General features: G+C 68.6%; 9 protein-coding genes and 1 pseudogene. 4 read left to right on the top strand and 6 right to left on the bottom strand.

What is annotated here, in order from left to right:
• Positions 1 to 27 precede the first annotated feature (27 nt).
• A complete protein-coding gene (gene selD / locus BCR55_RS22315; protein WP_083211897.1) occupies positions 28 to 1092 on the bottom strand; it encodes a selenide, water dikinase SelD in 1065 nt (354 codons plus the stop codon).
• 124 nt (positions 1093 to 1216) lie between these two features.
• On the opposite strand from selD, the pseudogene BCR55_RS22310 reads away from it, so the two are divergent.
• Positions 1217 to 2051: pseudogene (locus BCR55_RS22310) on the top strand (EamA family transporter).
• A gap of 40 nt (positions 2052 to 2091) precedes the next feature.
• Here BCR55_RS22310 and BCR55_RS22305 read toward each other — a convergent pair.
• Positions 2092 to 3603 carry a PLP-dependent aminotransferase family protein gene (locus BCR55_RS22305; protein WP_045593478.1) on the bottom strand — a complete coding sequence of 504 codons (1512 nt, stop codon included), beginning with the start codon at positions 3601 to 3603 and terminating at the stop codon, positions 2092 to 2094.
• Positions 3604 to 3723: 120 nt separating this feature from the next.
• On the opposite strand from BCR55_RS22305, the gene BCR55_RS22300 reads away from it, so the two are divergent.
• Complete coding sequence (locus BCR55_RS22300; protein WP_045593479.1) at positions 3724 to 5013, top strand: 4-aminobutyrate--2-oxoglutarate transaminase; 1290 nt, start codon at positions 3724 to 3726, stop codon at positions 5011 to 5013.
• Between the two features lie 75 nt (positions 5014 to 5088).
• The gene (gene gabD / locus BCR55_RS22295; RefSeq protein WP_035489163.1) at positions 5089 to 6558 is read left to right on the top strand and encodes an NADP-dependent succinate-semialdehyde dehydrogenase; all 1470 of its coding nucleotides are present in this window, start codon (positions 5089 to 5091) and stop codon (positions 6556 to 6558) included.
• A gap of 96 nt (positions 6559 to 6654) precedes the next feature.
• Here the strand turns inward: gabD and BCR55_RS22290 are convergent, their stop codons facing one another.
• Together BCR55_RS22290 and pcaF are read right to left on the bottom strand one after the other, a co-directional pair.
• Entirely contained in the window at positions 6655 to 8199 is a 1545-nt protein-coding gene (locus tag BCR55_RS22290) for a PAS domain-containing methyl-accepting chemotaxis protein (protein WP_006411219.1), read from the bottom strand.
• 655 nt (positions 8200 to 8854) lie between these two features.
• Positions 8855 to 10057 (bottom strand): 3-oxoadipyl-CoA thiolase, encoded by a 1203-nt coding sequence (pcaF, locus tag BCR55_RS22285; RefSeq protein WP_065495955.1) that lies wholly within the window; start codon positions 10055 to 10057, stop codon positions 8855 to 8857.
• Between the two features lie 256 nt (positions 10058 to 10313).
• On the opposite strand from pcaF, the gene BCR55_RS22280 reads away from it, so the two are divergent.
• Positions 10314 to 11099 (top strand): IclR family transcriptional regulator, encoded by a 786-nt coding sequence (locus BCR55_RS22280; RefSeq protein ID WP_006397278.1) that lies wholly within the window; start codon positions 10314 to 10316, stop codon positions 11097 to 11099.
• A 25-nt stretch (positions 11100 to 11124) separates the two neighbouring features.
• Here BCR55_RS22280 and BCR55_RS22275 read toward each other — a convergent pair whose 3' ends face one another.
• A complete protein-coding gene (locus tag BCR55_RS22275; RefSeq protein WP_059936272.1) occupies positions 11125 to 12447 on the bottom strand; it encodes an MFS transporter in 1323 nt (440 codons plus the stop codon).
• 53 nt (positions 12448 to 12500) lie between these two features.
• Positions 12501 to 13688 carry a M20 aminoacylase family protein gene (locus BCR55_RS22270; RefSeq protein ID WP_065495953.1) on the bottom strand — a complete coding sequence of 396 codons (1188 nt, stop codon included), beginning with the start codon at positions 13686 to 13688 and terminating at the stop codon, positions 12501 to 12503.
• Positions 13689 to 13700 lie beyond the last annotated feature (12 nt).

The following is a 13700-nucleotide window of genomic DNA, read 5'->3' as shown; positions in this document are numbered from 1 at the left end:
TGCCGGAAACCGCGCGGGAAAAGCGTGTCACGCGACGTCGACGCGTGCGGGCCCGTCGATCATCTCGCCGATCACGGCCGCGCGATCGAAGCCGTCCGCACGGAAGCACGCGAGCACGTCGTCGACCGCATCGGGCGCACAGGCGACCAGCAGCCCGCCCGAGGTCTGCGGATCGGTGAGCAGCGCCTGCGCGGCGGGCGGCAGCGTGTCGGCGATGCGCACGTCCGCGCCGTACGCGGCCCAGTTGCGGCCCGACGCGCCGGTGACGATGCCGTCCGCCGCAAGCGCTTCGACGCCCGCGAGCCACGGCAGCGACGCGTAATGCACGCGCGCGGTGAGCACCGCGCCGCGTGCAAGCTCGAGCGTGTGGCCGAGCAGCCCGAAGCCGGTCACGTCGGTCAGCGCATGCACGCCCGGCAGCGCGGCCAGTTCGGCGCCGGGCCGGTTCAGCTTCGTCGTCGTCGCGATCATCTGCGCATAGCCGGCATCGTCGAGCCGGTTCTTTTTCAGCGCGGCCGACAGCACGCCGACGCCGAGCGGCTTGCCGAGCACGAGCACGTCGCCGGCGCGCGCGGCCGCATTGCGTTTCACGCGCGACGGATGCACGACGCCGATCGCCGCGAGCCCGTAGATCGGCTCAACCGAATCGATCGAGTGACCGCCCGCGACCGGAATGCCCGCGTCCGCACACACCGATTCGCCGCCGCGCAGCACGGCCGCGATCGTTTCGTGCGGCAGCACGTTGATCGGCATCCCGACGAGCGCGAGCGCGAGAATCGGCTTGCCGCCCATCGCATAGACGTCGGACAGCGCGTTGGTGGCCGCGATGCGGCCGAAGTCGAACGGATCGTCGACGATCGGCATGAAGAAGTCGGTCGTCGCGACGATCGCCTGCTCGTCGTTCAGCCGATAGACGGCCGCATCGTCGGACGTCTCGGTGCCGACCAGGAGATCCGGGAACAGCGCGGGCGGCGTCGCGCGCTTCAGCAGCTCGGAGAGCACGCCCGGCGCGATCTTGCAGCCGCAGCCGCCGCCGTGCGACAGGCTCGTGAGACGGGGAACGGCGGGCGGGGCTTGGGTGGCTTCGGTCATCGTCGGCATCCGGTGAATCGGTGAATAACAACGTTCTATTATCGACAATTCCTCGTGCGCGCGCGCAATGCCCACATAATGACGGCCCGCCCACGCCCTTTCCTCCGCGCCGCGCCGCCCGTTCATGGATCATCTGTTCATCGGTCTCGTGCTGTGTTCCGCGCTGCTGCACGCGATCTGGAACGCGTTCCTGCACGTCAGCGACGACCGCCTCGTGCAGCTCGGCACAATGTCGCTGCCGTACCTCGCATTCGGCGTGCTCGGCACCGTGCTGCTGCCCGCGCCGGCGCGCAGCGCGTGGCCGTATGTGGGCGCATCGGCGGTGCTCGAGGTCGCGTACTGCTTCACGCTCGTGCGCGCCTATCGCAGCGGCGAGTTCGGGCAGATCTATCCGATCGCGCGCGGCCTGTCGCCGCTGCTCGTCTCGGTGCTCGCGTTCGCGGCGCTCGACGAACGCCCGACGCCGTTCGGCTTCGCGGGCATCGCGCTCGTGTCGCTCGGCATCATGTCGCTCGCGCTGCGGCGCGGCTTCCGGTTTTCCGGCGAAGGCGTCCCGTACGCGCTGCTCACCGGCGTGTTCATCGCCGCGTATTCGATCTGCGACGGGATCGGCGCGCGCGCATCGGGCAGCGCTCGGCTACATCGCGTGGGTGTATCTGCTGTGGAGCGTGCCGCAGCTCGCGCTCGTCTGTGCGATGCGCGGCGGCCCGAAAGCGGTGTTCGGCTCGCCCGCCACGCTGCGCCCGGGCGCGATCGCCGGCACGATCTCGCTCGCCGCCTACGGCATCGTGATCGTCGCGTATCGGCATCTGCCGGTCGCGACCGTGTCCGCGCTGCGCGAGACAAGCTCGATCTTCGCGGTCGCAATCGGCTGGTTCGCGATGCGCGAGCGGCCCGGTGCGCAGCGGCTCGTCGCGTGTGCGCTCGTCGTCGCGGGCGCGGCGCTGATTCGGCTGTAGCGCGCGCCTGCGCCTGCATGCGCACGTGCGCCGCGCGCCGCTACGCGGCCGCGGTGTCGGGCCGCACGAAGGCCCGCGCGTCGATCGCCTCCGCGAGCGTCGCGAACGCCGTCGCGATCTCGTCTTCCGGCACGCACGCGTAACCAAGCAGCAGTCCCGACGATGCGCGCGCGCGATCCGCGTAATAGCCCGACAAGGGCCGCACGACGATATTGCGTTCGAGCGCGGCCTGCGCGACCGCGCGATCGTCGACGCCGTCCGGCAGCCGCGTGACGAGATGCAGCCCCGCATCGCTGCCGAGCGCCTGCAGCGCGTCGCCGTAGCGGCGCGCGACCGCGTCGAGCAGCACCTCGCGGCGCTGGCCATACAGCGTGCGCATCTTGCGAATGTGCGATACGAAATGCCCTTCCGCGATGAACTCCGCGAGCACCGCCTGCTGCAGCAGCTGACCTTCGCGATAGAGCTCGGCGCTCGCGGTCGCGAAGCTTTCCGCGAGCGGCTCCGGCGCCACCAGATAGCCGACGCGCAGGCCCGGAAACAACGTCTTGCCGAAGCTGCCGACGTAGATCACCTGCCCGGCCGTATCGAGCCCCTGCAGCGACGCGAGCGGCCGGCTGCCGTAGCGGAACTCGCTGTCGTAGTCGTCCTCGATGATCCAGCAGCCGTGCTGGCGCGCATATTCGAGCAGCATCCGCCGCCGCGCGAGGCTCATCACCATGCCGAGCGGATACTGGTGCGACGGCGTGACGAGCATCAGCTTCGGCGGCTCGGCGAGATCGGCGGCGCTCGGCGCGATCCCTTCGTCGTCGACCGGAATCGGCCGCGTCGTGAGCCCCGACACATTCAGCACGCTGCGCACGCCCCAATAGCACGGGTCCTCGGTCCAGATCGCGTCGCCCGGATCGGTCAGCAGCCGCACCGCGAGGTCGATCGACTGGTGGATGCCGGTCGTGATCACGATCTGCTCGGGCGTGCAGCGCACCGAGCGCGACGTGCGCAGATAGTCGGCCAGCGCCTCGCGCAGCAGCGCGAGCCCGCCGCCCGGCGCGTAAGTCAGGAGATCGGGGCGCAGCCGCCGCCAGTACTTGTTGTGGAGCCGCGTCCACACGCGCGCCGGAAATCGCGACACATCGGGCACGCCCGGCATGAAAGCGCCGCCCTGCCGCTTCGACACGCCGGCGCCCTCGACCAGCCGCGTGCCGCGCGCGGACAGCGCGCGCGCCGACGGCTGCACGGCCGCATGCCGCGCGCCCGTCTCGGGCGGCGCGCCGACGATCTCGTCGGGCGCGCTGTCGGCGACGAACGTGCCGCGGCCGGTCGCGGAATGCACATAGCCCTCGAGCGCGAGCTGCTCGTACACCTGCGTGACCGTGTTGCGCGCGATCCCGAGCTCGGCCGCGAGCAGCCGCGACGACGGCACGCGCGCGCCGGCCGGCAGTTCGCGCGACAGGATCGCCTGCTGCAGCAGCCGATGCAGCTGCCGGTAGATCGGCTGCTCGCCGCCGCGCACGAGGCGCTGCGCAAGCCAGTCCGACAACACGCTTGCGCGCATGATTGGCTCCTAACTATTTATTGAAATGGCTCTGATTGCCAGAGCCAAATGTGATTATAGTCGCGACCATGGGTTGCCGATGCGCCCGCCTCTCACCTCACCGGACAGAACATCAAGGAGATGACCGTGAAGAATGCCGACCTGCTGGCCCGCAAGAACGCCGCGACCCCGCGCGGCGTCGGAGTGATGTGCGACTTCTACGCCGCCCGCGCCGAGAACGCGGAGCTGTGGGACGTCGAAGGCCGCCGTTTCATCGATTTCGCCGCGGGCATCGCGGTGCTGAACACGGGCCATCGTCATCCGAAGATCGTCAAGGCGATCGCGGAGCAGCTGGACCTCTTCACGCACACCGCCTACCAGATCGTGCCGTACGCGTCGTACGTCGAGCTGGCCGAAAAGATCAACGAACGCGCGCCGGGCGACTTCCCGAAAAAGACGGCGTTCTTCACGACCGGCGCCGAAGCCGTCGAAAACGCGATCAAGATCGCACGCGCGGCAACCGGCCGTCCGGGCGTGATCGCGTTCTCGGGCGGCTTCCACGGCCGCACGATGATGGGCATGGCGCTGACCGGCAAGGTCGCCCCGTACAAGCTGAACTTCGGTCCGTTCCCGGGCGACGTGTTCCACGCGCCGTACCCGAACGCCGTGCACGGCGTGACGACCGCCGACTCGATCAAGGCGATCGAGATGCTGTTCAAGGCCGACATCGATCCGAAGCGCGTCGCCGCGATCATCTTCGAACCGGTTCAGGGCGAAGGCGGCTTCAACCCGGCGCCGGCCGAGTTCGTGCGCGCGCTGCGCAAGATCTGTAACGAGCACGGCATCCTGCTGATCGCCGACGAAGTGCAGACGGGCTTCGCGCGTACCGGCAAGCTGTTCGCGATGCAGCACTACGACGTGCTGGCCGACCTGATCACGATGGCGAAGAGCCTCGCGGGCGGCATGCCGCTGTCGGGCGTGGTCGGTCGTGCGGACGTGATGGACGCGGCCGCGCCGGGCGGCCTCGGCGGCACGTATGCGGGCAACCCGCTCGCGGTCGCGTCGGCGCACGCGGTGCTCGAGATCATCGACGAAGAAAAGCTGTGCGAGCGCGCGACGCAGCTCGGCGACACGCTGAAGGCGAAGCTGAACGCGCTGCAGGCCGAGGTGCCGCAGATCGCCGACGTGCGCGGCCCGGGCGCGATGATCGCGGTCGAGTTCATGAAGCCGGGCACCGGCGAGCCGGACGCCGAATTCACGAAGCGCGTGCAGGCGCGTGCGCTCGAGCGCGGGCTGCTGCTGCTCGTGTGCGGCGTGTACTCGAACGTCGTGCGCTTCCTGTTCCCGCTGACGATCCCGCAAGCCGTGTTCGACGAAGCGCTCGCGATCCTCGAGGAAGTGCTGAAGGAAACGGTCGGCGTGCCGGCCTGAGTTCCCGTCAACCGAATGTGCCGCCGCCGTCGTGAGGACGGCGGCGGCCGTTTCATCTTCACAGCAGGTACCGGAATGAGCACTGTTCAAGAAACCCTGGCACTGAAAGATCCGTCGCTGTTCCGCCAGCAGGCGTACATCAACGGCGAATGGCAAGGCGCGGCGAACGGCGAGACGTTCGAGGTCCGCAATCCGGCCACGGGCGGCCTCGTCGGCACCGTGCCGACGATGGGCGCGGCGGAGACGCGCCAGGCAATCGACGCGGCCAACGCCGCGTGGCCGGCGTGGCGCAAGAAGACCGCGAAGGAGCGCGCGGCGATCCTGCGCAAGTGGCACGACCTGATGATGGAAAACGCCGACGATCTCGCGCTGATCCTCACCACCGAGCAGGGCAAGTCGCTCGCCGAAGCGAAAGGCGAGATCGGCTATGCGGCGTCGTTCCTCGAGTGGTTCGCCGAGGAAGGCAAGCGCGTGTACGGCGACACGATCCCGACGCCGGCGAGCGACAAGCGCATCGTCGTGACGAAGGAGCCGGTCGGCGTCTGCGCGGCGATCACGCCGTGGAATTTCCCGGCGGCGATGATCACGCGCAAGGTCGGTCCCGCGCTCGCGGCCGGCTGCCCGATCGTCGTGAAGCCGGCCGAAGCGACGCCGTTCTCGGCGCTCGCGATGGCCGTGCTCGCCGAACGCGCGGGCGTGCCGGCCGGCGTGTTCAGCGTCGTCACCGGCGATCCGAAGGCGATCGGCGGCGAACTGACGTCGAACCCGATCGTGCGCAAGCTGTCGTTCACCGGCTCGACGCCGGTCGGCCGTCTGCTGATGGCGCAATGCGCGGCGACGGTGAAGAAGGTGTCGCTGGAGCTCGGCGGCAACGCGCCGTTCATCGTGTTCGACGATGCCGATCTCGATGCGGCCGTGCAGGGCGCGATCGCGTCGAAGTACCGCAACAGCGGCCAGACCTGCGTCTGCACGAACCGCTTCTACGTGCATGAAGCCGTGTACGACCAGTTCGCGCAGAAGCTCGCGGCGGCGGTCGCCGAGCTGAAGGTCGGGCGCGGCACCGAGCCGGGCGTGATGCAGGGTCCGCTGATCAACGAAGCGGCCGTGCTGAAGGTCGAGGCGCACATCGAGGACGCGCTTGCGAAGGGCGCGACCGTCGTGACCGGCGGCAAGCGTCACGCGCTCGGCCACGGCTTCTTCGAGCCGACCGTGCTGACGGGTGTCACGCCGGCGATGAAGGTCGCGAAGGAAGAGACGTTCGGGCCGCTCGCGCCGCTCTTCAAGTTCGGCAGCGACGACGAAGTGATCCGCCTCGCGAACGACACCGAATTCGGCCTCGCCGCGTACTTCTACAGCCGCGACATCGGCCGCGTGTGGAAGGTCGCCGAAGCGCTCGAATACGGCATGGTCGGCGTCAACACCGGGCTGATCTCGAACGAGGTCGCGCCGTTCGGCGGCGTCAAGCAGTCGGGCCTCGGCCGCGAAGGCTCGCACTACGGGATCGACGACTACGTCGTGATCAAGTACCTCTGTCTCGCCGTCTGACGGCGCGGCCCGCCCGGCCGGAACCGGGCGGACCCGACGCGGGCCGGTGCCCTCTCCGCCGCGCCCGCGTCACTTTCCTCCTCGCGTCGCACGCGTTCAGCGAAACACCTCGATCGCATCCACGAGCCGCGCGGCCTGCTGCTTCAGGCTCGCCGACGCCGCCGCGCTCTGTTCGACGAGCGCCGCATTCTGCTGCGTGATCGTGTCGAGATGCACGACCGCCTGATCGACCTGCGCGACGCCGGTGCTCTGCTCGGCCGTCGACGCGCTGATCGCCGCAATCAGATCCGACACGCGCTTCACCTGCGCGACGATGTCCTCCATCGTGCGGCCCGCTTCATCCACGCGCCGCGCGCCCGATTCGACACGCTCGACGCTCGCGCCGATCAGCGTCTTGATCTCTTTCGCCGCGTGCGCGCTGCGCTGCGCGAGCGCCCGCACTTCGCCGGCGACGACCGCGAAGCCGCGCCCCTGCTCGCCCGCGCGCGCCGCTTCGACGGCCGCGTTCAGCGCGAGGATGTTGGTCTGGAACGCGATGCCGTCGATCACGCCGATGATGTCGGCGATCTTGCGCGAGCTGTCGGTGATCTCGCGCATCGTCGCGACGACGTCCGACACGGCCTGTCCGCCGCGCTCGGCCGCATCGCTCGCCGACATCGCGAGCCGGTTCGCCTGCAGCGCCGTTTCCGCATTGCTGTCGACGGTCGTCGTCATCTCGGCCATCGACGCGGCCGTCTCCTGCACGCTCGATGCGGCCTGTTCGGTGCGCGCGCTCAGATCGTCGTTGCCCTGCGCGATCTCGTTGCTCGCGCGCTGCACGGTATGTACCTGCTCGGTGACGTCGTCGACGAGCCAGCGCAGCATCAGCCCGAGCTGGTTGATCGTGCGCAGCGTCATGCCGATCTCGTCGACGCGGTTCATCCGCACGCCGCGCCGGCTCGCGCCGGTCGCGACGTTCAGCGCCTGGTCGTGCAGCCGCTTCAGCGGACGCACGATCTGCGCGTCGAGCCATAGCGCGGCGACGGCGGTCGCCCCGACGGCCGACGCGCCGAATACGGCAAGCCCCGCGCCCGACAGTCCGCATGCATATGCGGCGCCGACGACGGCCGGTGCGAGCACGGCGAGCGCCGCGTGCACGCGCGTGCGCACGGACATCGTCTGCGTCAGCGATGCGACGCGCAGCAGCCCCGTACGGATGACGAGCCCCTTGTGAAACCGCCGACGGCCCGCCTTGCCCTCGCGGATCGCGCGATACAGCGCGTCGGCGCCATCGATTTCGTCGCGCGGCGGCTTGGTGCGCACCGACATGTAGCCGACCGGCACGCCGTCGCGCATCATCGGCACCGCATTCGCACGCACCCAGTAGTGATCGCCGTTCTTGCGGCGGTTCTTGACGAGCGCGGTCCACGGCTCGCCGCGCCTGAGCGTCGCCCACATATCGGCGAACGCGTCGCGCGGCATGTCGGGATGGCGCACGACGTTGTGCGGCTGACCGACGAGTTCGTCGTTCGAAAAGCCGCTGACCTGGGCGAACGCGGTGTTCGCATACGTGATCACGCTGTCGGCATCGGTCGTCGACATCAGCGTCGCGTCGTCGGGAAAATCGAATTCTTGTTGGGTAACAGGCTGGTTGTTGCGCATGCGGGCTCCGAAAGGCGGAGCGATTGTCCACGCAATGCGGACGATCGTGCTCCGTAGCCGGACAGCGATGGATCGCTCGATGACGGCCTTCCCGTTACTGTCGGCAATTCGGCGGCGAACCTGAGTCGGCACGCGCATTGACGATGCGAATTCCGCCGCAACGATGATTTCGATCAAATCATTCGGCGATAGTCACCGCTTGCTCTTTTCGAAACGGCCGTCATGCGCTATGCGGGTGCGTTGCACGTGGTGCCGGTCGATATGCGGGAAGGCAGCCCGTGCGTGTCGCGTGGGATTCGATGAAGGAAGAGAGGGATGAAATCGCAGAGGCGGCGCTGCGGCGATTTGCGGTCGATAGCGAACGAAGCACGCATTTGGCGGACCGTACCGCTGCGGCATGCGGGACGTTATCGATGCATGTACGCGCCAACGAAGCATTGCGGCTCGTCTAGAGGAGAGACCGAAGCGCGATCGTCACGCGCATCCAGGCGCTGCGTGACGACGCGCTACACGCCGTCGACGATGCGTCGCGCGACGTACCGCGCCGATTCATCTATCGGCAAGGGCCGCCGAAGGCATACCCAACGTAATGCCCCCGGCCCTGCCTGTCGCGCAGCGTCAAAGCGGCTGCTGAAACCGCTTCGACGCGCCGCGATCACACGCGTTCGATTGCGATCGCGATGCCCTGGCCGACGCCGATGCACATCGTGCACAGCGCGAAGCGGCCGTTCGTTCGATGCAGCTGATACATCGCCGTCGTCACGAGCCGCGCGCCCGACGCGCCGAGCGGATGGCCGAGCGCGATCGCGCCGCCGTTCGGGTTCACGCGCGGATCGTCGTCGGCAACACCGAGCATGCGCAGCACGGCGAGGCCCTGCGACGCGAACGCTTCGTTCAGTTCGATCACGTCGAACTGATCGATCGTCATCCCGAGGCGCGCGAGCAGCTTCTGCGTCGCCGGTGCCGGCCCGATGCCCATCACGCGCGGCGCGACGCCCGCCGTCGCGATGCCGAGCACGCGCGCACGCGGCGTGAGCCCGAAGCGCTTCGCACTCGCTTCGTTGGCGAGCAGCAGCGCGCACGCGCCGTCGTTGACGCCCGACGCGTTGCCGGCCGTCACCGTGCCGTCCGGACGCACGACGCCCCTCAGCTTCGCGAGCGCTTCGAGCGAGGTCTCGCGCGGATGCTCGTCGCGCGACACGACAAGCGGGTCGCCCTTCTTCTGCGCAATCGTGACGGGCACGATTTCCTCGGCGAGCGTGCCGTCCTGCTGCGCGCGGGCCGCCTTCTGCTGGCTGCGCAGCGCGAACAGATCCTGATCGGCGCGGCTCACGTTGTAGTCGACCGCGACGTTCTCGGCCGTCTCCGGCATCGAGTCGACGCCATGCAGCTGCTTCATCAGCGGATTGACGAAACGCCAGCCGATCGTCGTGTCGTAGATGTCGGCCTGACGCGCGAACGCGCTCGCGGCCTTGCCCATCACGAACGGCGCGCGCGTCATGCTTTCGACGCCGCCGGCCACCATCAACGCGGCCTCGCCCGACTTGATCGCGCGCGCGGCAACGCCGACCGCGTCCATCCCGGAACCGCAAAGCCGGTTGATCGTCGAACCGGGCACGCCTTGCGGCAGCCCCGCGAGCAGCAGCGACATGCGCGCGACGTTGCGGTTGTCTTCGCCGGCCTGGTTCGCGCAGCCGTAGATCACGTCGTCGATCGCGTTCCAGTCGACGTCGCGGTTGCGTTCGACGAGCGCCTTCAGCGGCACCGCGCCCAGATCGTCGGCGCGAACGTCTTTCAGCGCACCGCCGTAGCGGCCGATCGGCGTACGAATCGCATCACACAGAAAAGCTTCGGTCATCAGTGTCTCCTGTCGGCCGGGCAGCGCGCTGCGCGAACGCCGGCTTCATCAAGGCTGGGAAATGAACAGGGCGCGCCCCTTGCATTGCCCGCCGGGATGCGCTTAAATGTTCTATATACGAACATCAGATCGTGTATCGAACGTTCAGCGCATCATAGGGAGTGCGGGGACGACCTGTCAAGCGCGCGGTCGGCCGTGCGGTTGGCGCGTCGCGCCCGGTACGCTATCTTCTCGGCTGCACCTATTCCGACTGCTCATGACCACCGAAGACATTCAGAAACCCGGCGATTCCTACGTCCAGTCGTTTGCGCGCGGCCTCGCGGTGATCCGCGCGTTCGACGCGCAGCGTCCCGAGCAGACGCTGACCGAAGTCGCGTCGGCCACTGGCCTCACGCGCGCGGGCGCGCGCCGCATCCTGCTCACGTTGCAGACGCTCGGCTACGTCGAGGCCGACGGCCGGCTGTTCCGGCTCACGCCGAAGATTCTCGAACTCGGCTTCGCCTATCTGACGTCGATGCCGTTCTGGAATCTCGCGGAGCCCGTGATGGAACAGTTGTCCGCGCGCATCCACGAAAGCTGTTCGGCCGCCGTGCTCGATCGCACCGAGATCGTCTACGTGCTGCGCGTGCCGACGCACAAGATCATGACGATCAATCTGTCGATCGGCAGCCGGCTGCCCGCGTACTGTACGTCGATGGGCCGCGTGCTGCTGTCCGCACTCGACGACGCGGCGCTCGACGAGACGCTCGCGCAGAGCGGAATCCGCGCGCACACGCCGCGCACGATCACCGATCCGGCGGAACTGAAGGCGACGATCGCGCAAGTCCGTCAGCAAGGCTGGGCCGTCGTCGATCAGGAACTCGAAGTGGGGCTGATGTCGATCTCCGCGCCGATCCGCAACCGGCGCGGGCAGATCATCGCCGCGATGAACATCAGCGGCAATGCGCAGCGGCATACCGCCAAGCAGATGGTCAAGGAGTTTCTCGGGCCGCTGCAGGAAGCCGCACAGACCGTGTCGGAGCTCGTCGCGCGGCGCGGTTGAGCGCGCGCCGCGCGTGCGCGCGGCGTCAGTCCATCGATTCGTGCGCGGTCTCGCGCAGCATCGCGACCGCGATCAGCGACAGCACGACGCACGCGGCGACGTAGCCGGCCGGCGCAAGCTTGCTGCCCGTCACCTTCACGAGCCAGGTCGCGATCAGCTGCGCGGTGCCGCCGAACAGCGTCACCGCGAGCGCATAGGCGATCGAAATGCCGGTCGCGCGCACGTGACGCGGCAGCGATTCGCACATCAGCGCCATTTCCGACGCGGAGCCGAGCGAATAGAACAGCAGCATCAGCGCGGTCAGCGGCAGGATCACCGACAGCGACGGATGATGGTTCATCAGCCAGAACGCCGGGAACAGCAATGCGACGAGCACGCCGCGCCCGACGAAGATCGGCAGGCGGCGGCTGCCGATGCGGTCCGACAGCCAGCCGAACAGCGGGCACGTGACGAGCATCACGCAGCCCGACGCGACGCCGACGAACATCGACAGCTTCATCGGCAGCCCGAGCGTATGGATCGCGTAGGTCGGCATGTAGAACGTCAGGATGTACGTCGACACCGTGCCGCCCATCACCGTCAGCATCAGCAGCAGCACCGTGCGCGCGTGCTTCGAGAACAGCTCGCGCAGCACGCCGCGTTCGATCGCGTGATGGCGGTGGGCGGGCGCATCGTCCGCGAGCCGGCGGCGTAAAAACATGCCGACCGGCGCGATCAGCACGCCGACGAGAAACGGCAGGCGCCAGCCCCAGCTTTCCAACGCGGCCTTCGTCATCGTGTTCGACAGCAGCGCCGCGAAGCCCGAACCCATCAGCGCGGCGCCGCCCTGCGTCGCGAGCTGCCAGCTCGCGCGAAACGCGCGGCGCGACGCGCCGCCTTGTTCGAGCAGCGTCGAGGTCGCCGCGCCGAATTCGCCGCCTTGCGAGAAGCCCTGCATCAGCCGCGCGCAGACGACGAGCAGCGGTGCAGCCACGCCGATCTGCGCATAGGTCGGCGCGACCGCGATCAGCCCGGTGCCGACCGCCATCAGCATGATCGTCAGGTTCAGCGCGGCCTTGCGTCCCTTGCGGTCCGCATACACGCCGAGCACGACGCTGCCGAGCGGCCGCGTGAAGAAGCCGGCCGCGAACGTCGCGACCGACAGCAGCAGCGACGTCGTCGCATCGCTCGACGGAAAGAACAGCTTGCCGATCAGCACCGCGAAAAAGCCGTACACGGTGAAGTCGAAGAATTCCAGCCAATTGCCGATCACGGCCGCCGCGATCGCGCCGCGGCGCGTGCCGGCCGGCGCGCCGACGGCCATCGCCGCGGCGTGTGCGGGGTGCAGCGCGACAGGGTCTTTCTGCATCGTTCACGTCTCCTTGGAACGCGGCCCGACGCACGGGCCGCCCGCGTGTGCGGTCACTGCGCGAGATAACGCTCGACGAGGCGCGCCCAGAACGCGGCGCCGATCGGCAGATTGCGGTCGTTGAAGTCGTACTTCGGGTTGTGGACCATGCAGCCGTCCTCGCCTTCGCCGTTGCCGAGCCGCACGAACGAACCGGGCCGCTGCTGCAGCATGAACGCGAAATCCTCGCTGCCCATCAGCAGATCGGCCTGCTCGACCACCTGCGCGTCGCCGACGAGTTCGCGCGCGACCTGCGCCGCGAAATCCGTTTCGGCATCCGTATTGACGACGACCGGATAGCCTTCGATGTACTCGACCTGCGCCGTCGCGCCGTAGCTCGCGGCCTGCGTTTCGGCGAGTTCGACGATGCGGCGCTTCAGCAGCGCGCGCACGTCGGGGCTGAACGAGCGCACGCTCAGCTCGAGACGCGCGCCGTTCGGAATCACGTTGTTCGCGGTGCCCGCGTGCATCGATCCGACCGTCACGACCGCCGGCTGCGCGGGATCGACATTGCGCGCGATGATCGTCTGCAGCGCCATCACGATGCTCGCCGCGACGACGACCGGGTCGACCGTCAGATGCGGACGCGCCGCATGGCCGCCGACGCCTTCGATCGTGATGATGGCCTTGTCGCCGGCCGACATGAACGGCCCGCGCCGCGTGAGAAACACGCCCGGCGCCGCGCCCGGATGGTTGTGCATGCCGAACACGGCGTCGCACGGGAAGCGTTCGAACAGACCGTCGTCGATCATCTTCTTTGCGCCGCTGTCGACGCCATGCTCCTCGGCCGGCTGGAAATACAGATGCACGGTGCCGGAAAAACGGCGCGTCTTCGCGAGATGTTGCGCGGCGCCGAGCAGCATCGTCGTGTGGCCGTCGTGACCGCATGCATGCATCTTGCCGTGCGTCGCGCTCGCATACGGCAGGCCGGTCGCCTCGACGATCGGCAACGCGTCCATGTCGGCGCGGATGCCGATGCTGCGCGTGCCGTCGCCGACACGCAGCGTGCCGACCACACCGGTCTTGCCGACGCCGCGCGTGACCTGCCAGCCCCACTGCTCGAGCTTGTCCGCGACGAGCGCGGCCGTGTCGTGCTCCTCGTACGCGAGTTCGGGGTGACTGTGGATGTGATGGCGGATCTCGCGCAGCGCGCCGGCGGCGGGCAGCAGATCCTCGATTTCGGTGAAGCGGGTGTCGGTCATCAGCGGGCTCCT

The organism is Burkholderia sp. CCA53 (assembly GCF_001685525.1).
Lineage (GTDB): Bacteria > Pseudomonadota > Gammaproteobacteria > Burkholderiales > Burkholderiaceae > Burkholderia > Burkholderia multivorans.
Note: the sequence above shows the minus strand (reverse complement) of the source record. Positions and strands in the feature narration are given on the sequence as shown.

Bases quoted from the DNA above. Each gene is read 5' to 3' on its own strand.
- BCR55_RS22270 (WP_065495953.1), bottom strand. From the start codon at position 13,688: ATGACCGACACCCGCTTCACCGAAATCGAGGATCTGCTGCCCGCCGCC.
- gabD (WP_035489163.1), top strand. From the start codon at position 5,089: ATGAGCACTGTTCAAGAAACCCTGGCACTGAAAGATCCGTCGCTGTTC.
- selD (WP_083211897.1), bottom strand. From the start codon at position 1,092: ATGACCGAAGCCACCCAAGCCCCGCCCGCCGTTCCCCGTCTCACGAGC.
- BCR55_RS22290 (WP_006411219.1), bottom strand. From the start codon at position 8,199: ATGCGCAACAACCAGCCTGTTACCCAACAAGAATTCGATTTTCCCGAC.
- BCR55_RS22300 (WP_045593479.1), top strand. From the start codon at position 3,724: ATGACCGTGAAGAATGCCGACCTGCTGGCCCGCAAGAACGCCGCGACC.
- pcaF (WP_065495955.1), bottom strand. From the start codon at position 10,057: ATGACCGAAGCTTTTCTGTGTGATGCGATTCGTACGCCGATCGGCCGC.
- BCR55_RS22305 (WP_045593478.1), bottom strand. From the start codon at position 3,603: ATGCGCGCAAGCGTGTTGTCGGACTGGCTTGCGCAGCGCCTCGTGCGC.
- BCR55_RS22275 (WP_059936272.1), bottom strand. From the start codon at position 12,447: ATGCAGAAAGACCCTGTCGCGCTGCACCCCGCACACGCCGCGGCGATG.
- BCR55_RS22280 (WP_006397278.1), top strand. From the start codon at position 10,314: ATGACCACCGAAGACATTCAGAAACCCGGCGATTCCTACGTCCAGTCG.